This is a genomic window from Neorhizobium sp. S3-V5DH, assembly GCF_004343065.1.
Classification (GTDB): domain Bacteria; phylum Pseudomonadota; class Alphaproteobacteria; order Rhizobiales; family Rhizobiaceae; genus Neorhizobium; species Neorhizobium huautlense.
The window spans coordinates 91,268-113,093 of record NZ_SMCL01000007.1; the positions used below are offsets into that span (position 1 = coordinate 91,268).

Genomic DNA, 21,826 nt, shown 5'->3' on the forward strand with positions numbered 1-21,826 from the left:
GGCACTCGCCGATCAGCCGGGAGGTTCGACGATATGAATATGCGTATTTCCGCCGGTGAGTTCACCGAGCGGTCGCTTCAGATCATCCGGGATCTGAAGCATCTCGAAGGGCCGATGCTGCCGATCCTGCATGCGATCCAGGCGGAGTTCGGTTATGTGCCGGACGAGGTCAAGCCCATCATCGCGAACGAACTCAACCTCTCCCGTGCCGAGGTCCATGGCGTCGTGACCTTTTATCATGAGTTCCGCGACCATCCGGCCGGCCGGCATGTGCTGAAGCTCTGTCGCGCCGAAGCTTGCCAGTCGATGGGCAGTGACCGCATTGCGGATCGTGTCCGGGAGCTTTTTGGCGTGGACTTTCATCAGACGACGCCGGACGGCGCGGTAACGCTCGAAGCCGTCTACTGTCTCGGCCTCTGCGCCTGCGCGCCGGCCGCCATGCTGGACGGTGAGGTCTATGGCCGGGTGGACGAGCACTGTCTGTCCGAGATCGTCGCGGAGGTGCGCCGATGACCGTTACGATATTCGTGCCGCGCGATGCCGCAGCGCTCGCGCTCGGAGCCGAGAAGGTGGCGAAGGCGATTGCCCAAGAGATCGCAGCCCGCGGCCTCGATGCGAAAGTCGTGCGCAACGGCTCGCGCGGCATGTTCTGGCTGGAGCCGCTGGTCGAAGTGCGGACCGCCCACGGCCGGGTCGCTTACGGCCCGGTTAAGGCAGCCGATGTGGCAAGTCTCTTTGATGCCGGCTTTCTGACCGGCAGCGATCATCCGCTCTGTCTCGGGCTGACGAAGGAAATCCCATTCCTTCGTCAGCAGACACGCCTGACCTTTTCTCGTTGCGGAGTGACCGACCCGCTCTCTCTGGATGATTACCGGCATTACCAGGGCCTAAAGGGGCTTGAAAAGGCGATTGCCCTGACACCGACCGAGATTGTCAAGGAAGTGACCGATAGCGGATTGCGTGGCCGCGGCGGCGCCGGCTTCCCGACAGGCATCAAGTGGAAGACGGTGATGGAGGCGGCAGGTCCGCAGAAATACATCGTCTGCAACGCGGATGAGGGCGACAGCGCTACGTTTGCCGACCGAATGATCATGGAAGGCGACCCCTTCGTGCTGATCGAAGGCATGGCGATTGCCGGGATCGCGACGGGCGCTACCAAGGGCTATGTCTATATCCGCTCGGAATATCCGCATGCGATCATGACGATGACGGAGGCCGTCGAGATCGCACGGACGGCCGGCATTCTTGGGGCGTCTGTCCTGGGATCGGCTCATGCTTTCGACATCGAGATCCGGTCCGGCGCCGGCGCCTATGTTTGTGGCGAAGAAACCTCGCTGCTCAATTCCCTGGAAGGCAAGCGAGGCATCGTGCGCGCCAAGCCGCCACTACCGGCGCTGCAAGGCTTCCTCGGCTGGCCGACCGTGGTCAACAACGTCATTTCGCTCGCCTCCGTGCCTGTGATCATGGACCGGGGCGCCGCCTTTTATCGCGACTTCGGCATGGGCCGCTCTCGAGGCACGATCCCGATCCAGATCGCCGGCAATGTGAAGTACGGGGGTCTTTATGAGACGGCGTTCGGCCTGTCGCTCGGCGAGATCGTCGATCATATCGGCGGCGGCACTGCGACCGGCCGGCCGGTGAAGGCGGTGCAGGTCGGCGGCCCGCTCGGCGCCTATTTCCCGCGCGCCCTGTTCGATACGCCTTTCGACTACGAGGCGTTCGCGGCGAAGGACGGTCTGATCGGCCATGCCGGCATTACCGTGTTCGACGACAGTGCCGACATGCTGAAGCAGGCACGGTTCGCGATGGAGTTCTGCGCCATCGAAAGCTGCGGCAAGTGCACGCCTTGCCGCATCGGCTCGACGCGCGGCGTGGAAACGGCCGACAAGATTGCCCAGGGCATTGAACCGGAGAAGAACAAAGCCTTGCTGGCCGATCTCTGCAACACCATGAAGTTCGGCTCGCTCTGCGCGCTGGGGGGCTTTACGCCCTATCCTGTCATGAGCGCGATGAACCATTTCCCGGAGGATTTTTCTCCGGCATCCCTTATCGAAGCGGCGGAGTAACATCATGTCCCTCGTTCATGAAATCGACTACGGTACGCCGGCTTCCCGATCCGAAGCCCAGGTGACCCTCACCATTGACGGTCGTTCCATTACCGTTCCGGAAGGCACGTCCATCATGCGTGCTTCGATGGAAGCGGGCATCCAGGTGCCGAAACTCTGCGCCACGGACATGGTCGATGCGTTCGGCTCCTGCCGCCTTTGCCTCGTGGAGATCGAGGGCCGCAACGGTACGCCGTCCTCCTGCACCACGCCGGTCATGCCCGGCATGGTCGTCCACACCCAGACAAATCGGCTGAAGGACATCCGCCGCGGCGTGATGGAGCTCTATATCTCCGACCATCCGCTCGACTGTCTCACCTGTGCCGCCAACGGCGACTGCGAACTGCAGGACATGGCCGGCGCAGTCGGCCTTCGCGACGTGCGTTACGGCTATGAGGGCGATAATCACGTCAAGGCGCGCAACAATGGCGAGATCAACGCCAAATGGATGCCGAAGGACGAGTCGAATCCGTACTTCACCTATGACCCCTCGAAGTGCATCGTCTGCTCCCGCTGCGTGCGCGCCTGCGAGGAGGTGCAGGGTACGTTCGCGCTGACGATCGAAGGCCGCGGCTTCGGCAGCCGCGTCTCGCCGGGCATGCATGAACATTTCCTCGATTCCGAATGCGTTTCCTGCGGGGCCTGCGTGCAGGCCTGCCCAACGGCGACGCTCACCGAAAAGTCGGTGATCGCGATCGGTCAGCCGGAACATTCGGAAGTTACCACCTGCGCGTATTGCGGCGTTGGCTGCTCCTTCAAGGCGGAGATGCGCGGCGAGGAACTCGTCCGCATGGTGCCGTGGAAGGACGGGCAGGCGAACCGCGGCCATTCCTGCGTCAAGGGCCGTTTCGCCTATGGCTATGCGACACACAAGGACCGCATCCTCAACCCGATGGTCCGCGAAAAGATCTCCGATCCCTGGCGGGAAGTGACCTGGGAAGAGGCTTTCGCGCATGTGGCTTCCGAGTTCCGCCGCATCCAGTACCAATATGGCCGCGATTCGATCGGCGGCATCACCTCCTCGCGCTGCACCAATGAAGAAACCTTCCTGGTTCAGAAGCTGATCCGCGCCGGTTTCGGCAACAACAATGTCGATACCTGCGCCCGCGTTTGCCATTCTCCGACCGGCTACGGCCTCGGCCAGGCTTTCGGCACCTCTGCCGGCACGCAGAACTTCGATTCCGTCGAACATTCGGACGTGGTGATCGTCATCGGCGCCAACCCGACAGACGGGCATCCGGTCTTTGGCTCGCGCCTCAAGAAGCGGCTGCGCCAGGGTGCCAAGCTGATCGTCATCGATCCGCGCCGCATCGATCTTGTGCGGACGCCGCATGTGGAGGCCGATTATCACCTGCCGCTGCAGCCGGGCACCAACGTGGCCGTGCTGACGGCGCTGGCGCATGTCATCGTGACCGAAGGCCTGTTTGCCGAGCAATTCATCCGGGAGCGCTGCGACTGGTCGGAATTCGAGGACTGGGCCGCTTTCGTCTCCGAGGACCAGCACAGCCCCGAGGCGACCGAAAAGTTTACCGGCGTGCCGGCGGAACTCGTCCGCGGTGCCGCCCGGCTTTATGCCAAGGGCGGCAACGGGGCGATCTATTACGGTCTTGGTGTTACCGAGCACAGCCAAGGCTCGACGACAGTCATGGCGATCGCCAACCTCGCCATGGTGACCGGCAATATCGGCCGTCCGGGCGTCGGCGTAAACCCGCTTCGCGGTCAGAACAATGTCCAGGGCTCCTGCGACATGGGCTCGTTCCCGCATGAGCTGCCGGGCTATCGCCATATCTCGGACGATGCGACCCGCGACATCTTCGAAAAGCTCTGGGGCGTGACGCTCAACAACGAGCCGGGCCTGCGCATCCCGAACATGCTGGATGCAGCCGTTGAGGGCACATTCAAGGGCATCTATATCCAGGGCGAGGACATCTTGCAGTCCGATCCGGACACCAAGCACGTCTCGGCCGGTCTTGCCGCGATGGAATGCGTCGTCGTCCACGACCTCTTTCTGAACGAAACCGCCAACTACGCGCATGTCTTCCTGCCGGGTTCGACTTTCCTTGAGAAGGACGGCACCTTCACCAATGCCGAGCGGCGCATCAACCGCGTTCGCAAGGTGATGAGCCCGAAGAATGGTTATGCGGATTGGGAAGTCACCCAGAAGCTCGCCCAAGCCATGGGACTCACCTGGAACTATGCGCATCCGTCTGAGATCATGGACGAGATCGCCGCAACGACGCCGAGCTTCGCATTGGTGTCCTACGACTATCTGGACCAGATGGGTTCGGTCCAGTGGCCCTGCAACGAGAAGTTCCCCGAAGGCTCGCCGATCATGCACGTCAATGGCTTCGTGCGCGGCAAGGGCAAGTTCATCCGCACCGAATATGTGCCGACCGACGAACGTACCGGCCCGCGTTTCCCGTTGCTGCTCACGACCGGCCGCATCCTCAGCCAGTACAATGTCGGCGCCCAGACGCGGCGTACGGAGAACGTCGCCTGGCACGCCGAGGATAGGCTGGAAATCCATCCGCATGATGCCGAACAGCGCGGTATCAAGGACGGTGATTGGGTGAAGCTCGCCAGCCGTTCCGGCGATACGGCGCTTAGGGCCTTGATCACCGATCGCGTGGCGCCAGGGGTTGTGTACACCACCTTCCATCATCCCGATACGCAGGCGAACGTCATCACCACCGATTTCTCCGACTGGGCGACCAACTGCCCGGAATACAAGGTGACTGCTGTGCAGGTGTCGCCGTCCAACGGACCGACCGAGTGGCAGCGCGATTACGAGGAGTTGTCGCGGCGGTCTCGACGCATCGCGGGCAAGCTGGAGGCTGCTGAGTGATGGAAATCCCGGGCGTGCGCCGCGTTACCCCCCGCTGCCTGCTGGCATCTCCCCCACAAGGAGGGAGATCGGCAAGAGGCGCCCTCAGCATTCCGAGGGATTGGACAGACGCTTCCGCACTCGCTGATGTTGATAGTAGGCGAGGCATGGCCGCATCCGATCTCCCCCCTTGTGGGGGAGATGCCCGGCAGGGCAGAGGGGGGTATTCCTGCCCCGACCTCCGATGATCTCCTTCAAAACTACCGCAACCGCTGCCGAGATCGTACGCCGTAACGGCATGACGCGCGCCGGCTCGCGGGTGGTGCCGGAAGAGGTGCCGATCGCTTTTTCCTATGGCGGATCGACCCATGCGGTGATGATGGGCACACCCGCCGATCTGGAAGACTTCGCCGTTGGCTTCAGCCTGACCGAGGGCATTATCGCTTCGATGGGGGAGATCGAGGGCATTACCGTTGTCGAAGAAGGTGCCGGTCTTGATGTCCAGGTGACGCTCGCCCAAGATAAGGAAGATGCCCTGCGCATGCGTCGACGGCACATGGCGGGGCCGGTCGGCTGCGGGCTTTGCGGCATCGAGTCCATTGAGCAGGCGATACGCCCGGTGCCGGATGTTTCTGCCGTTGACCTCGTGCTGACTGCCAAGAATGTCGCGGAAGTGGTCGCGGAACTCAACGGTGCCCAACCGCTGCACGCCCAAACCCATGCCGTCCATGGCGCTGGCTTTTTTCTGCCGGGCAGGGGGCTTATTGCCGTGCGCGAGGATGTCGGTCGCCATAATGCGCTCGACAAGCTTGCTGGTGCCGTCGTCCGTCAGAGCATCCAAGGTTCGGAGGGGGTCGTGGTGGTCACCAGCCGGATTTCGGTGGAGATGGTTCAGAAAACGGCGATCCTGGGTTCGGCGGTATTGATCGCCATTTCAGCCCCCACGGCGCTTGCCATCCGCACGGCAGAAGCGGCGGGCATGACCCTCATCGCGCTGACGCGGGGCGAGGATTTCGAAATCTTTACGCGTACCGATCGCATAACCACCGGAGTTGTCGCCGATGTCGCATGACCAAAGCCCCGAGCAACTGGTGCTCGACAAACTGGTCCGGATGGTCAACCAGATCGCTACTTTCTTCCTGTCGCAACCGGAAAGCGTGCGCGCCGAAGGGGTTGCGACGCATATCAACAAGTTCTGGGAGCCACGCATGCGGCGGCACCTTTTCGAGCATATCGACAAGGGCGGAGAAGGGCTGCTTCCGCTCGTCATTCAAGCCTCGGTGCTGATCCGCAGACCGGAAGCGAAGGTCGGCTCCGGGGTAGGTGTCGGACAGGATGCGGCGCAAGGGGCACCGGAGGGGAAGGGGCCGTCGGCAGGAGAGTCGCTGTCCGAGCCGAGCATCCCGGAGGGCGCGGCATAAACTCATTCGCCCGGCGGGCAGGGCCGGGCGGGTCGATGATCTTAAGTCGTCATATTCAAGAGGAGGATATTGTTAATGGCATTTGCAGGAACAACGAACGAGGACCTGACAGGCAGTGTCGGGTTCCTCGATAAGGAACGTATTGTCGCCAGACCCGGATTCAACCGGTGGCTCGTGCCGCCGGCCGCACTGGCAATTCACCTGTGCATCGGCATGGCCTATGGCTTCAGCGTTTTCTGGCTGCCGCTCTCCAAAGCCTTGCCAGGAGCTGCCGACCCATCTTGTAGCAGCTTGAATCTGCTTTCCGCTCTCGTAACAACGACATGTAACTGGCGTGTCGCCGACCTCGGCTGGATCTACACGCTGTTTTTCGTGTTGCTCGGTTGCTCCGCGGCGATCTGGGGCGGCTGGCTGGAGCGCGTCGGACCGCGCAAGGCCGGTTTCGTGTCGGCCTGCTGCTGGTGCGGAGGCATCCTGGTGGCCGCGCTCGGCGTCATAACCCATCAACTCTGGCTGATGTGGGTAGGTGCCGGGGTGATCGGCGGTGTCGGTCTGGGTCTCGGCTATATTTCGCCAGTCTCCACGCTCATCAAGTGGTTCCCCGATCGCCGCGGCATGGCCACCGGCATGGCCATCATGGGTTTTGGCGGCGGCGCGATGATCGGCGCTCCTCTTGCCAACCTCCTGATGAATTATTTCAAGACCGACACGTCGATCGGCGTCTGGCAGACCTTCATCGCAATGGCGCTCATCTATTTCTGCTTTATGATGGGTGGCGCTTTCGGCTACCGCATTCCCCCAGCCGGATGGCGCCCGGAAGGCTGGACGCCGCCCGCGTCGAAGAGCACGATGATCACTCACAAACACGTGCATCTGCGCAATGCGCACAAGACCCCGCAGTTCTGGCTGATCTGGGCGGTGCTTTGCCTGAACGTATCGGCAGGTATCGGCGTGATCGGCATGGCCTCGCCCATGCTGCAGGAGATCTTTGCAGGTTCACTGATTGGGCTGCCGGATCTCTCTTTCTCACAGCTCGATGCTGGCCAGAAGGCACAGATCGCCACGATTGCGGCGGGCTTTGCCGGACTGCTTTCGCTCTTCAATATCGGCGGGCGGTTCTTCTGGGCATCGCTCTCCGACAAGATCGGCCGAAAGAACACCTATTATACGTTCTTTGTTCTGGGCATCGTTCTTTATGCGCTGGCTCCGACGCTTGCCGACATGGGCAGCAAGGCCTTTTTCGTGCTGGCTTTCGGCGTCATCCTCTCGATGTACGGCGGCGGGTTTGCTACCATCCCGGCCTATCTCGCGGATATTTTCGGCACGCAGTTCGTCGGCGCCATACACGGGCGTCTTCTGACGGCCTGGGCGACGGCCGGCATCGTCGGTCCGGTTGTCGTCAATTATATCCGCGAAGCCCAAATCGCCGCGGGCGTCGCGCCAGGGCCCGCACTCTATACCGGCACGATGTACATCCTTGCCGGCATGCTGGCACTGGGTCTCGTCGCAAATGCGCTTGTGCGTCCCCTTTCGGACAAATGGTTCATGTCGGACGAGGAGGTCGCATCGCTGCAGGCAAAGTCGGTGGCAGCGAGCATCGGCCCGAGTGGTTCCTTCGGCATCGGCAGGGGCGGTCTGGACGGCAAGGCCGTACTTGCCTGGGCGGTTGTCGGAGTCCCGCTTCTCTGGGGCGTGTGGGTCACGCTGAAGAGCACCTTCGCCCTGTTGGGTTGACGCCCTGATATTGCGAACGAAACCCTCTGAAATGGCAAAAGGCCATCCGGTGATCCGGATGGCCTTTTCAGCGACAAGAAGCTGGTGAGACTGTTAGGCTGCCAATTCGTCGGCTTCAGTTCCCTTGAACATCTTGGAGAGGTTCAGGAAGCAGATCATGCCATTTTCGTTGGCGATGATGCCTTCGGAGAAGGATTTGTCGAAGGAAGCGGAAATCTCCGGCACGGGCTGAACCTGGCTGGATGGAATGGTGAGGATGTCGGAAACCCGATCGACCAGCATTCCGATGACCATGCTGTGAACCTCAGCCACCACGATGGCGCTGCGCTCGTTGGCGACCGTGCTCTTCATGCCGAGCTTGTAGGCGAGGTCGATAATCGGGATCACGGAACCGCGCAGGTTCATGACGCCGATAACGTCTGCCGGCGCGTGCGGGATTGGCGTTGAGGGCGCCCATCCGCGGATTTCGCGGATGGTGGTGGTTTTTACGCAAAATTCCTGATCGTGGAGTCTGAAGGCGATGATTTCGAGCGTCTCGCCGCCGTAGCTCGTGGAGTTAATCGTGGTTGCCATCAGAATTCTTCCCAACTGTCCGTTGCCTGGGCGGAAGCGGCTGCGCCGGAGGTGGCGCGTGCGACCGTAGCCATGAGTTTGCGTGCCGGCGATGCGATGGGCCGTGCATCGGGTCGCGCTTGAACAATCTTATGGGAAGAGTATTGCCCAAATCTAAACCGGGCGAGCAGATTGCGCAGAGTTTCAGCTTCACGGGCCAGGCTGTGGCTGGCTGCCGAGGTTTCTTCGACCATGGCGGCGTTCTGCTGCGTATTCTGGTCCATGGAATTGACGGCGTTGCTGACCTCTTTGAGACCGGTCGACTGCTCGCGGGAAGCCTCGACGATCGCCACGACGTTGCTGTTGATCTCCTCGACCTGCGATATGATTTGCTCCAGCGCCTTTCCGGTTTCCCCGACGAGTGTCACCCCGTGCTTCACGTGTTCGGACGACTTGGAGATGAGCGTCTTGATCTCCTTTGCCGCCGTAGCGGAACGTTGGGCAAGCTCGCGGACTTCCTGAGCGACAACTGCAAAACCCTTGCCGGCTTCGCCAGCTCGCGCCGCCTCGACGCCGGCGTTAAGGGCGAGGAGGTTGGTCTGGAAGGCGATGTCGTCGATGACGCTGATGATATTCGAAATCTCGTGAGAGGAGTTTTCGATCTGGTCCATCGCATTGACGGCGTTGCGGACCACCGCACCTGAATGCTCGGCATTCTTCTTGGCATCGCCGACCAGGGAGCCTGCCTCTTCAGCGCGCCTGGCGCTGTCGGTTACCGCACGGCTGATTTCTTCCAGTGCCGCAGCGGTTTCCTCGACCGCAGCCGCCTGCTGTTCGGTTCGTTTGGCGAGGCTGTCTGAGGCCTGGCGAATTTCGGACGAACCGCCGGCAATGCCTTCGGCGTTCTCCCCGACGGTGCGCATGGCGTCCGCGAGCTTGGTCACCGCGTCGTTGAAGTCGATGCGGATCTGTTCCAGCGTCGGGATGAAGGGCTTCTCGATATGCGTCGTAAGATCCCCGTTTGAGAGAGCGGTAAGACCGACCGCCAAATCGTCGACGGCACGCACGCGTTCGGTAATGTCAGTCGCGAACTTTACGACCTTGAAGACCCGGCCGTCAGCATCGAAGATCGGGTTGTAGGACGCCTGAATCCAGACCACCTTGCCTCCCCTGCCGATGCGCTTGAACTCCTGGGCAATAGCCTCGCCGCCGGCGAGCTTCCGCCAGAACTCCCGGTATTCGGGGCTGTCACGGAAGGCCGGTTCGCAGAACATGCCATGATGCCTGCCGGTGATTTCGGTGAGCTGGTATCCGAGACAGGAGAGGAAGTTCTCGTTCGCGGTGATGATGTCGCCAGTCGGCGTAAATTCGATCATGGCCTGCGTGCGCGAAATTGCGCTGATCTTGCCTTCATCTTCGGCGGACTTCATTTTCGCTGCAGTAATGTCGGTGGCGATCTTGATGACCTTATAGGGCTTTCCGCCGGACAGGACCGGGTTGTAGGAAGCCTGGATCCAGATCTCCCGGCCGCCTTTGCCGATGCGCTTGTAGGCGGCTGCGTCATACTTGCCGTTTCCGAGGTTAGCCCAGAATTCCCGGTAGGCCGGTGATGCGACATAAGCCGGATCGCAAAACATGCTGTGATGCTTGCCGACGATCTCGGACAGCTTGTATCCGAGAGCGTTGCAGAAGTTCTCGTTCGCCGTCAGGATTTTCCCCGTTAGGTCAAATTCGATGATGGCTTGTGATCGGCTTAACGCCGCAAGGACTGCTTTTGCGTCCGCGCTCGGGAGCGAAAAGATGGACATAGCTTCTCCGCCTGCTCTGGATGAAGAGTAAAATTCTTCGGCAGAAACCGCTTCGCCCACCCCCATGGTGATCGGGCAGGAAAGCTTGTGCCTCGCCTTCCTGCTAAATTTAGCCTTGAATGCTTAATGTATCGTCAATAATTCCATCTATTCAGGTACGGGATAATACGTAGGAAATCTTTTATTTTACGGGCCGGATTTTTTACTGCCGATAGTCAGCTATAGATTGGGTATTTATGACTATTGTCAATTTTCTTCTTGGATTGTCATCCGCCGGAATTAACCGGAGCGCGTCGGACGATCCAAGACCCGCCGGCCGAAAAGGCTTGCCGTAAGTTCCACCATGATGCGCGCACTCTTGCCGCGGTCATCCAGGAACGGGTTGAGTTCGACCAGGTCCACCGATGCGACAAGCCCCGTATCATGCAGCATTTCCATGATCAGGTGCGCCTCCCGGAAGGTGGCGCCGCCTGGCACCGTCGTACCGACACCCGGTGCAATGTCCGGATCGAGAAAATCCACATCGAGACTGACGTGCAGAAGGCCATTGGCAGCACTGACGGTATCGATAACCTGTCGCATGATGGCGGCAATGCCGTGCTCGTCTATCGCTCGCATGTCAAAAACATTGACGCCATGCCGGGCGATGAGCTTTCGCTCGATTTCGTCGACGGAGCGGATGCCGACCTGGAAAACGTTGCGCGGGTCCACCAGGGGCCGGTTTCGGTCCAGGATAGGTGCGAATTCCGCCTGCCCGGTAAAGAAAGCAACGGGCATGCCGTGAATATTGCCAGAGGGAGAGGTTTCCGGCGTATTGAAATCCGCGTGGGCATCGAGCCAGAGGACGTAAAGCGGCCGGCCAACTTTATCGGCATAACGTGCCATGCCCGATACGCTTCCCATCGACAGGCTGTGATCCCCACCCATGATCACGGGAATGAAACCGGCCATGGCCTTGTCATAGGTGCGGCCCTCCAGCACCTGGGTGAAGGCACCGACGACGGGAAGGTTTTTGGCGTCCTGTCGTTCGCCAAGGTCAGCCGCGGGTTCCGGCCTCAAGTCGCCGCTGTCTTCGACCCGAAAACCGAGACCTTCCAAGGCTTTTATGATGCCAGCCAGCCGGAAGGCAGCCGGACCCATGGCGCAGCCGCCGCGGCCGGAGCCTTCTTCCAGCGGAACACCAATCAAAGTGATATCTTTGGAGATCATGCTTTTTCTCCCGAAGCAGGCTTGAAGCGGTGGGTGAAGTCAGTATTCGTGCTCGTAGAAGATGCCGGCCTTGCCGCCTTCCGTGCCGGCGCCGGCCTTGAGCTTCACGCCCCGACCGACATCGAGGTTGATCGTGGCCTGGGCTCCGCCCGATCCGCCCTGTTCGATCTGCACATAGGTTCGGTTGTTGATGTAGCGGCCGACCGAGACGGTGGTCTGGCCCGTCTCGTCGGTATTAATGTCCAGGTCGTCAACGCCAAGGTTGCTGCGCAGCGTCTCGAGGAGAGAGGTGGAGCCGCCGCCGGCAAGCTGGGTGACAGCATCGGCCAGCTGAGCAATCTGCAACGGCGAAAGCCGCGACATCGACTGCCCGAAGATCAGGCGCGCCAGCACCTCGTCCTGCGGGAGGGCCGGGGCGGACGAGAAGGTGATGTTCGGGTCGTTCGCCACGCCCGTGACCTTTACCGTGATCGTCGTCTGGGCGGAGGTTGTGCTTGCTTCCATGTTGAGAACCGGAATCAAACCACCGCCAAATGTGATATCGCCATCGGTGAAGTCGAGCCGCTTGGCCAGGATGACGATGCGGCCGCGGCGCATCTCGAAGCCGCCGGAAACGATGGGCGCTATTGCAGTGCCTGTGATGTTAAGATCTCCGCCAAGCTCTGCGTCGATCCCGCGGCCTCGCACAAAGATGCCGTTGGGCGCGCTGATCTGGAGGTTCAGCTCGATCGGATTCGAACTGCCTTTCGGACCCTTCGGACGCAGTTTCTCCATTTGTCGAAGAACGTCCGGTGGAGCGTTGCGATGGCGGATGTCGACTTCGGCAAGCGATGTGGGCAGTCTGGCGGGCACGGTAATCGCCGCCTTGGTCAAGGTGATCCTGCCTCCGAGAACGGGGCCGGATGTCAGGGGGCCGGTGACGGTCAGGGCGCCATCGGCGGTCGCCGCAAACAACGCGCCGTCCGCATAGGTCGCCTGGGCCAGGGTAATTCTCAGATCGGCCGGAAAGCCGGAATCGGGTGTGATGCCGACGGAACCCTCTGCCGATATCGTTCCTCCTCCCGACAGCTTCCCGGACAAACGCGAGATATTGGCTCTGGCGCCATCAAAGGAAACATTGGCGGCAAGGTCGGAAACGGCAAGATTGCGTCGTACGTCGATGAACCGCGCGCCTGACGCGGTCGCCGTGCCGGTGACGTTGGGCGCCGCCGCGGTGCCGCCTATCGCCAAGTCGACATTGCCGGTGCCTTCGAGCACAAAACCCTGGGCGGCAAGTTGGCCGGAGAGGATGGAGAAAGGCAGCTTGCCGTTGAACTTCAGGTTCAGGGGTTTTTCCCCGGCCAGCGAAACGGAGCCGCCGCCGGAGAGCGAGATGCCGCCTCCGCCGGTAAGTCGGGTATCCAGTGTCACCGTGCCCTTTTCGAACGTGCCGGCGGCGGTGACGTCGAGCGCAGAGATGCCGGCCGATGCGGTCTGGCTCACGCCGGCATTGGCCCAGCGAAGGTCATAACGAACGGCCGGCGCCTCGGGCGTACCTGTCGTCGCAACCGTGCCGGAAATCGTTCCGCGGGCGCCGAGGCCGGGTGCAAAGGCGTTGACGAGTTCCGCCGGCACCGCGTTGGCACGGGCGTTTATATCGAGGGCAGGAACGCCGTTTTGAAGAAGGACGCGGCCGGTTGCGGAGAGGTCGAGGCCGCCGGAGCCGGTCAGGCGGGTGGCGTCTAACGTGACTGTCCCGTTAGCGAAGCTTCCACTGGCTGCCACACGAAAAGGACTGATGCCAGCATCGCGCATCTGGCGAAGCTGTGCATCACTCCATTCCAAATCATAACGGATGGCCGGGGCCGACGTGGACCCGGTCGCGCTTATGGTGCCGGTAATCACTCCTGCGGCATTGATCGTCGGTACGAACGTATTCAGCAGACTGGCAGGCAGAGCCTTTATGTTGGCCGTCAGATCCAGCACTGTCCCAGCAGAACCATTGACAGTAACGCTGCCGTTGCCGGTCGCGAGCGTCAGCCCGGAGAGGTTCGCACTGCCATTTGCGATGGCGATGCGGGTTGGCTGCTCGAGCCGGATTGGGATATTGCGCGGCGAGGCCGTGAAGCTCTCGATGCCGACCGAAATGTCTTTTCCGGTTTGAACGTCTCCGACAGCGTTGAGCGGCGCATTGTCATACCGGGCGGCAAGGTTGAAGCTCGTCCTGTTGTCGCCATGGCGGACATCGAGATTGATATCGTCTACGCCGACAGAACCGGCGCCAAGGCGGGTGGCTCGAACAGTACCCTCTGCGGCGATTGCCTTGATGTCGGGGATGGCGAGATCAATATTCGGTTGGGAAATCTGGAGCGAGCCGCGACGAAGCCCGCTGCCGGACGCCCGGATCACGGCGCCGGCCCGGTTATCCGTGTTGCTGAAGACAATGGTGCCGCGAAGATCGCCTTGAGCCTGCTGGGCGGCGAGTGCCGCAAGCAACGCGACATCCGGGAAGTCAAATGTAAGCTGACCTTCCGGCAGGAAGCCTTGCGAGAAGTTCAAGGCGCCGGTGAGCTTGTTCGGACCCACCTCGGCATTGATGGCCTGCGCGCTGGTACGTCCTTCCGCCGAAGCGATATCGGCGTTCACCCGGATCGGCTGACTGTCGAGGGAGCCAGTGGCCGTCAGCTTGCCTTTCGGCGCGTTGGGGTCGACGGTGCCATCGAAGACAAGACTCATATCCTGAAGCTTGCGACCGACAAGCCGCGCTTCTGCAGAATTGATGACGGCCTTCACTGCCATCGCGCTCAGTGGGCCGTTGGCGGCAATGTCGAAGCCGGCGGCCCCTTCCGCCTCCGGCAACCAGCGCCGCAGATCCGGCACGCGACCGGCAAGCCGGCCTGAGATCTTCCGGTCTTCGAGGAGAATGTTGCCATTCGCCTCGACCGCGCTCGACCGCATCACGAAGTTTTCAAGGCTCACGCGGCCGCCGTTGACGACATTGACATAACCTTCGGCCGACAGCTTGCCTTCGAACTTGGATACCAGAGACGGCGGCAGGACCGCCGGATTGGCGAAAATGCGGAAATTGCCGGTTACGGCCTGCTTCGAGGTGTCGTAGGCGCCGGAAAGCGTACCGTTGACATTGGCGCTGTCGAAGGTCGCGGCATCAAGGCCGATCGCCGGCGGGGCGAGGCGCAGGGGGGCATCAAGCGTGAGGGGGCCGCGAACGACCCGATCCAGATCGTCGCTCGTAAAGTCCGTGCGGGCAACCGTCAGGCGGCTACGGATGCTGCCCGATCGGTCGAGAAGGTTGAGATCCTCGCTTTCGGCCTGCAGGCGGATCTGCCCGAAACGGCCCTGCGGCAATTCGGCGGCACTCAGCGCTGCTGTTGCATTAAAGCGTGCGGAAGAGGCCGCGCCCGTCAAGGTGAAGTTTATGCTTTCGAAAGAGAAACGGCTTTCTTCGCCGTTGATCGGCCAGACGAAATCGGCAGGACCGTTCACACCGACAAGGCCTGCGGTCAGGCTGTTGTCGCCTGTCGGATCCCAGGCGCCCTTGGCCGTCATCCTGACCGTTCCGGACGTCAGGTCGCCCCGTTCGATATCGACGCGGCCCGATGGAGCGTAGATGGCGGCAATGTTGATGTCTGTTGTTCCGCCGAACAACTGGCGAAATGCGGGAGGCAAGAGAGTTGCAAGCTGACCACCGCCGGTGATCTCCACTCTATGCCTGCCGTTCTCGACCAGTTTGTGAGTGCCGTTGACAGCGATCACCGGTACTCCGGCGACATTGCCCTGCAGCTTGCCGGCCCAATCGGAAAGCGGGCCTTCGCCGTCCAACGCCAGTTGAACGGCCGGAGCGCCCGGAAGCCGCAGGAGGCGAGCGAGCAAGCCGCCTTGCGGTTCAGCGACAGATGCTTTCAGCGTCAGGCGGTTTTCCGACGGTGCATAGACCACATCGGCAAAGGCCTTGGCATCCGGCTCATCCTTGCGCGTCGCTTGCAGATCCAGGGAAATATCCGGCCCGGTGGCGTCGATCGAGCCTTTGACAGACAATGAAAAATCCCTGCCCGAGAGGGCTTGCGAGAGATTGATGTCGGGCAAGTCGATCTGAGCAACCCGGACCCCCACCGGAAGCGGTGAGCCGGATGACCCGGAACTCGGTTGTGCTGTCGCTTTCGACGGTCTCGGCGGCCTGATCAGATTGACCGTCTCCGCGGAGACGCGCTCGGCGCGGAAAACACCGGTGACCAGCGCCGCCGGCGACCAGTCGATGTTTATACCGCCGATCTGCGCATAAGGGCCGGCATCATCTGAAAGCGTGATCGTATCGAGCCGCAAATTACCCGTTAGCAGACCTTCCGGCCGCGAAAACGTAATCTCGCGATCGGGGGTGGAGACGATCGAGGAAATGCGGTCGGCAGCAACGCGTCCGCCCACCGGCGTCAGCGCAACGAACAGGACAACGCCCAAGGCCATGACGAACAGGATCGCGACTGCGCCAAGCGCAGCCTTCAAGATCCATTTCAACAGGCGAACCATCAGCGTCATGCCTGCAACTTCACCTTTCCAAAAGCCTCTCAGAATGCCTGCCCGATGCCTGCATAAATACCGTATTGGCTGCCGCCGTCATACCGTTGCAGTGGAGTTGCAACGTCCAGCCGAAGCGACCCGAAAGGCGTGGCATATCTTACGCCGATCCCTGCACCAGCACGAATATCAGAAAAATCAGGCACGATTCCGGTCGAAACAGTGCCGACGTCGATAAACGGTACAATGCCCACCTTCTCTGACACTTTTACCCTCACTTCGAAAGATCCAAGTGCATAAGATCGCCCGCCGGTGGCTTCGCCGGCGCTGTTGTAGGGGGAGATTTCGCGATAAGCATAGCCGCGCACCGATCCTCCGCCTCCGGCGAAGAATCTGCGCGTCGCCGGAATAGTTTCAAGACCGTCGCCGCCGACAAGCGTTCCTGCGGCCAGACGGCCTGCAAGCACGATGCTGTCCTCCTCTCCGAAGCCGAGATAGCCGGAGATCGAGCCTTCGAACGAGGAGAAGATGGTTCCGTCGAGAACTTCGTAGCTCGGTTTCGCCGCAAGCGTGGCATGATAGCCTTCGGTCGGATCGAGCTTGTTGTCGCGGGCATCGCGTTCGAAGCTCAGCGGCACGCTGAGGGTGACATACTGGTTTTTGCCGAAGGCGTCATCGGTGTTGATCCACGCCACCTCGCCACCGCCCGTCAGCTTGTCCGTCTCATTGAGCTCATAGGCGATGGTGGCCGAATAGGTGACCGATTGCGCCTCATAGACGTCGGGTGTCTCGCTCTTCGCTTCCAGACGGGATTCGAAGGTAGCTTCCGGCACGAAAGCTCCGGGCTTGGTGAAGATGATACCGGCCGAATAATTGAAGGTGCTGACGTCGGTCGTCGCGCCGATTCCGGAGACCGATCCCTCGATGCGCAGCGATTCCGCCTCACCGAACAGGTTGCGATGCCCCCAGTAGCCTTCCAGGCCTGCGCCGTCGATCGAGGAATATTCCGCGCCGAAGCCAAAATAACGGTGTTTGCCCTCGGAAATTTCGATCGTCAGCGGCAGCGATCCGTCGGGAGCCAGCGCGTCGGCCTCGCGGATCGTCACGCTAGAAAAGACGCCGAGCTCGCGCAGGCGCTCGGAAGCCTTCTTCAACTGTTCGGGCGAATAGCGTTCGCGTTTGTCCAGCCGCGAATAGCGGCTGATGAAGGCGGCATCGACGGTCCGCGATCCCTTGACCGCGACCTCTCCAAAAGGAGCCACAGGTCCACCGACGGCGCCCATCACCACGTCGATCGTTTTTGTCCTGTGATCGGCGGTTACCTTCCGGTCTGTCAGCCTGGCGAGCGGACGCCCCTCGTTTTTCAGGTCGACAAGAAGTTGCTCGCCCGCCTTGAGAATGAGGCGCGAGCCGGCTTCGCCGCCCGGCACAAGGTCATACTTTTCCGGATCCCGCCCCACCGCATCGCCTTCGAAACGGACCGAGCCGAGCTTGAACACCGGGCCGGGATCGACACGCACGGCAACGGGAACCGGTGCGGAGTGATCGAAGGCGGGATTGGGCGGCAAGCGGTCGATGTCGGTGCCGGCGATAGAAATCTGTACGATGCCGCCGTAGCGGGCCTCCTCGAAAAGCACCGCGATGAGGCGCTTACGGTCCTCGCGCGCCTTGATCACGACGCCAAGATCGCCCGAAACGGGCTGTTTTTCATCGGTGACAAGCGAAGCGGCGTTTTCAAGCCGCTCCTTGAGGTCCTTGTCCGCATCTCCGGTCTGCAGGGTCGCATCGTAGCGGACGGGATCGATGACTTCGACGGTATCCTCGTTGTCGCCAAAGAGCGTTATGCCGAAAATCTTGAATGCGTATGCACTCCCCGCAAGCGGCGGACAGAACAGGAGGGCCGCCGCCAGCAGGACGGTGCCTGCTGCCTTCACCCTCGGGTCTTTCATCCGCCCAGTGCCTTTGTTCCGCATACGCAAATTTAACTGTCGCTTCCCCGGCGGAAGGCCCTCATAGCCCCCGACAAAGAAACCTATCTAACCGCAAAAGAGGAGACGGGGTACCCCTTGTCTGCCTTTCGTGATGATTTCATGAAAGAATAAGCCCCGGAAATTGCTCCGGGGCCACAGCCTTGGTTCCTACGGACGCTTGTTCAATAGCGGCGCGGGCAATCGTCAACATAGCGCCGACCGTAACGGTCGCGGTAGTAGCATTGGCCCGGCTGTTCGGCGACTGAGCCGATCAGCGCACCCGAAACGCCGCCGATCGCTGCCCCGACAGCGGCGCCACGTACGTTGCCGGTTGCAAGCCCACCGATTACGGCGCCGGATGCGGCGCCGATGCCGGCCCCCTGTTCGGTGGCAGTGCAGCTCGCGAGGGATACACCCACCATCAAAAGCACCATGGCCTTCTTCATAACTTCCTCCTTGTTTTCTTGTGACCCGGCTGTCGACACGATTGGGCATTTGCCTCGGTCAGTCGCCCGGCAGCCATCGGCGGGAACAATAAAGCGGAGCGCGCAGGAGTCCATACCGGGGCTTGTCGAGGTTCCCGATTTTTTCCTTGCTTCGCGGGTGCTTACCCGGGTTCCCTTACCGGAATCGAGGATCAAATAATTGCCGATCCCGTGGAAAGTAGCAGTTGATCCTCGCGGCAAAAGAGCAAATGATGTTCTGCGTGTCCGGGAGGGATACGAGGAGGAAATCGATGACGAAAGTGACGCTGACCGTGAATGGCCGCACGATGAGCGGCGAGTGCGAAGATCGCACGCTGCTCGTGCATTTCATCCGCGAAAAGCTTGGTTTGACCGGAACGCATGTGGGATGCGACACGACCCAATGCGGCGCGTGCGTTATCCATATGGACGGCCGTTCGGTCAAAAGCTGTTCCATCTTGGCCGTGCAGGCCTCAGGCTCCACGATCACGACAATCGAGGGTCTCGCCGGTCAAAGCGAATTGCATCCCGTCCAGGCGGCGTTCAAAGAGCATCACGGACTGCAATGCGGCTTTTGTACGCCCGGCATGGTGATGACCGCGGTCGACATGATCAACCGCCATGGCGGCAGCCTGACTGAGGAGAAGGTCCGGGCCGAGCTCGACGGCAATATCTGTCGGTGCACCGGCTACCACAACATCGTCAAGGCCATCCTGGCCGCCGATGCTGAAATGGCGTCGGGTCGACAAGCTGCGGAATAACGACGTCGGATTGGAGTAGTGATGCGGCTTCCGGCTCCCTCAGGGGTGCCGCCGCTTACACTTCCTCGCGCGATAAATTGCTAATTCGCTATTCATTCATTTCTGGAGGAGATGAAAATGGGTGTTGAAGGAATCGGAGCACGCGTAACCCGCAAGGAGGACAAGCGCTTCCTGACCGGCAAGGGCCGCTACACGGATGACATGACCGTTCCCGGCATGAAATATGCCTATTTCGTCCGCAGCCCGCATGCGCATGCCAAGATCGTGAACATCGACGTCAGTGCCGCGAAATCCATGCCCGGCGTCATCGATGTGCTGGACGGCAGGCAGCTTCAGGCCGACGGCATAGGCAACCTCATCTGCGGCTGGATGATCCATTCGAAGGACGGGTCGCCGATGAAGATGGGCGCGTGGCGTCCGCTGGCCGTCGACACGGTGCGTTATGTCGGCGATGCCATAGCGATCGTGGTGGCGGACTCTTCCGGGGAGGCAAGGGATGCGGCCGAAGCCGTCGTTATCGATTATGAAGTGCTCCCTGCGGTGGCGGATGTTGCCGCCGCCATGCAGGCAGGCGCTCCCCAAATCCACCCCGAAGCTCCCGGCAATCTCATTTACGACTGGCAGATCGGTGATTCCGATGCGGCAGACAGGGCGATCGCCGCGGCCGCGCATGTGACCGAGATTGACATCGTCAACAACCGTCTTTCGCCGAACCCGATGGAGCCGCGTGCGACACTCGGCATCTACGATTCGGCCGAAGATCACTATACCTGCTACACCACCAGCCAGAATCCACATGTGGCGCGCCTGGTGATGAGCGCCTTTTATAACGTTGCTCCGGAAAACAAGCTGCGGGTCATCGCGCCGGATGTCGGCGGCGGCTTTGGCTCCAAGATCTATATCTACCCCGAAGAGATCGTCTGTCTCTGGGCGTCCAAGAAGACAAACGTGCCGGTAAAATGGACATCGGACCGCACCGAGGCCTTCCTGACCGATGCCCATGGCCGCGACCATATCTCCAAGGTCAAAATGGCTTTCGATGCAGATCACCGGATCACTGCGCTGAAGGTCGATACGATCGCCAACCTCGGCGCCTATATGTCGCTCTTCTCCTCGGCCGTGCCGACCTATCTCTATGCGACGCTGCTCTCCGGGCAATACGCGATCCCGGCAATCCACGCCAACGTGCGCACCGTCTACACCAATACGGTGCCTGTCGATGCCTATCGTGGCGCGGGCCGACCCGAGGCGACCTACCTGCTCGAACGGACCATGGAGACGGCAGCCCGTGAGCTTGGGCTGTCGCCGGCGGAACTTCGGCGGAAGAATTTCATCCGGTCCTTCCCCTACCAGACGCCAGTCATCATGAACTACGACGCCGGCAACTATGAGGCATCGCTTGATGCCGCCATGCAGGCGGCCGACTGGAACGGGTTTGCAGCCCGGCGATCGGAGGCGCAAGCGCGCGGCAAAAGACGTGGCATCGGCATGAGCTGTTACATTGAAGCTTGCGGTATCGCCCCTTCGGCTGCAGTGGGTTCATTGGGCGCCGGCGTCGGCCTCTGGGAATCGGCCGAAGTGCGTGTCAACGCGGTCGGCACGATCGAGGTGCTGACGGGATCGCATAGCCATGGCCAGGGCCACGAGACCACCTTCGCGCAGCTTGTAGCCAGCCGTCTCGGAGTGCCGATCGAAAGCATCAATATCGTCCATGGCGACACGGACAAGGTACAGATGGGCATGGGCACCTATGGCTCTCGCTCCGGTGCAGTCGGCATGTCGGCCATCGTCAAGGCGCTCGACAAGGTCGAGGCCAAGGCGAAGAAGATCGCGGCCCACCTGATGGAGGCGGACGAGAGCGACATCGTCATCGAAAACGGCGAACTCAAGATCGCCGGCACCGACAAGACACTCCCCTGGTTCCAGGTGGCGCTGGCCGCCTATACCGCCCATAACCTGCCGTCGGGCATGGAGCCGGGGCTGAAAGAAACGGCCTTTTACGATCCGTCCAACTTCACCTTCCCGGCCGGCTGCTACATTGCGGAAGTGGAAGTGGATCCGGAAACGGGTGAAACGGACATCATCCAGTTCGTGGCTGCCGACGACTTCGGCAATATCATCAACCCGCTGATTGTCGAGGGACAGGTGCATGGCGGACTGGCGCAGGGGATCGGCCAGGCGCTGCTCGAAGGCGTCCATTATGATGAGAACGGCCAGCTTCTGACCGCAAGCTTCATGGATTACGCCATGCCGCGGGCCGACGATCTGCCGTCGTTCAAGCTGTCGCACCAGAATACGCCATGTCCCAGCAATCCGCTCGGGATCAAGGGTTGCGGCGAGGCCGGTGCGATCGGTTCACCGCCGGCCCTTATCAACGCGATCACGGATGCGATCGGCACCAACAGGCTCACGATGCCCGCCACTTCGATGAAGGTGTGGCAGGCAATGCACGCGGCTCACTGAGGAGGA

The 21,826-nt window shown here is 61.1% G+C and carries 14 protein-coding genes; 8 read left to right on the top strand and 6 right to left on the bottom strand.

Features of this window, described 5'->3' with window-relative positions:
* Positions 1-33 precede the first annotated feature (33 nt).
* The 6 genes from EDE09_RS12970 (at position 34) to EDE09_RS13000 (ending at position 8,084) form a co-directional block, all read left to right on the top strand.
* A complete protein-coding gene (locus tag EDE09_RS12970) occupies positions 34-513 on the top strand; it encodes a formate dehydrogenase subunit gamma (RefSeq protein WP_105372727.1) in 480 nt (159 codons plus the stop codon).
* Positions 510-2,066 (top strand): NADH-quinone oxidoreductase subunit NuoF, encoded by a 1,557-nt coding sequence (locus EDE09_RS12975; protein ID WP_132410863.1) that lies wholly within the window; start codon positions 510-512, stop codon positions 2,064-2,066. The genes EDE09_RS12970 and EDE09_RS12975 overlap by 4 nt, the downstream gene beginning before the upstream one ends.
* 4 nt (positions 2,067-2,070) lie before the next feature.
* Entirely contained in the window at positions 2,071-4,950 is a 2,880-nt protein-coding gene (gene fdhF / locus EDE09_RS12980) for a formate dehydrogenase subunit alpha (protein ID WP_132410865.1), read from the top strand.
* A 223-nt stretch (positions 4,951-5,173) separates the two neighbouring features.
* The gene (fdhD, locus tag EDE09_RS12990) at positions 5,174-6,001 is read left to right on the top strand and encodes a formate dehydrogenase accessory sulfurtransferase FdhD (RefSeq protein WP_132410867.1); all 828 of its coding nucleotides are present in this window, start codon (positions 5,174-5,176) and stop codon (positions 5,999-6,001) included.
* Positions 5,991-6,350, top strand: coding sequence for a formate dehydrogenase subunit delta (locus tag EDE09_RS12995; RefSeq protein WP_132410869.1), 360 nt, complete (start codon positions 5,991-5,993; stop codon positions 6,348-6,350). Before fdhD ends, EDE09_RS12995 begins: the two co-directional genes overlap by 11 nt.
* A 75-nt stretch (positions 6,351-6,425) precedes the next feature.
* Positions 6,426-8,084, top strand: coding sequence for an OFA family MFS transporter (locus EDE09_RS13000; protein ID WP_132410871.1), 1,659 nt, complete (start codon positions 6,426-6,428; stop codon positions 8,082-8,084).
* A gap of 93 nt (positions 8,085-8,177) precedes the next feature.
* Here EDE09_RS13000 and EDE09_RS13005 read toward each other — a convergent pair whose 3' ends face one another.
* The 6 genes from EDE09_RS13005 to EDE09_RS13030 form a co-directional block, all read right to left on the bottom strand.
* A complete protein-coding gene (locus EDE09_RS13005; protein WP_105372721.1) occupies positions 8,178-8,657 on the bottom strand; it encodes a chemotaxis protein CheW in 480 nt (159 codons plus the stop codon).
* Entirely contained in the window at positions 8,657-10,438 is a 1,782-nt protein-coding gene (locus tag EDE09_RS13010; protein WP_132410991.1) for a PAS domain-containing methyl-accepting chemotaxis protein, read from the bottom strand. The genes EDE09_RS13005 and EDE09_RS13010 overlap by 1 nt, the downstream gene beginning before the upstream one ends.
* A gap of 285 nt (positions 10,439-10,723) precedes the next feature.
* Complete coding sequence (gene rocF / locus EDE09_RS13015; protein WP_132410873.1) at positions 10,724-11,653, bottom strand: arginase; 930 nt, start codon at positions 11,651-11,653, stop codon at positions 10,724-10,726.
* Between the two features lie 39 nt (positions 11,654-11,692).
* Complete coding sequence (locus EDE09_RS13020) at positions 11,693-16,183, bottom strand: translocation/assembly module TamB domain-containing protein (protein ID WP_132410875.1); 4,491 nt, start codon at positions 16,181-16,183, stop codon at positions 11,693-11,695.
* Between the two features lie 29 nt (positions 16,184-16,212).
* On the bottom strand, positions 16,213-18,135 hold the full coding sequence (locus EDE09_RS13025) for an autotransporter assembly complex family protein (RefSeq protein ID WP_132410877.1): 1,923 nt from the start codon (positions 18,133-18,135) through the stop codon (positions 16,213-16,215).
* A 179-nt stretch (positions 18,136-18,314) separates the two neighbouring features.
* Positions 18,315-18,578 carry a glycine zipper domain-containing protein gene (locus tag EDE09_RS13030; protein WP_105372717.1) on the bottom strand — a complete coding sequence of 88 codons (264 nt, stop codon included), beginning with the start codon at positions 18,576-18,578 and terminating at the stop codon, positions 18,315-18,317.
* A 290-nt stretch (positions 18,579-18,868) separates the two neighbouring features.
* Here EDE09_RS13030 and EDE09_RS13035 point away from each other — a divergent pair, with 290 nt between their 5' ends.
* Positions 18,869-19,357, top strand: coding sequence for a (2Fe-2S)-binding protein (locus EDE09_RS13035; protein WP_105372716.1), 489 nt, complete (start codon positions 18,869-18,871; stop codon positions 19,355-19,357).
* 117 nt (positions 19,358-19,474) lie between these two features.
* On the top strand, positions 19,475-21,820 hold the full coding sequence (locus tag EDE09_RS13040) for a xanthine dehydrogenase family protein molybdopterin-binding subunit (protein ID WP_132410879.1): 2,346 nt from the start codon (positions 19,475-19,477) through the stop codon (positions 21,818-21,820).
* Positions 21,821-21,826 lie beyond the last annotated feature (6 nt).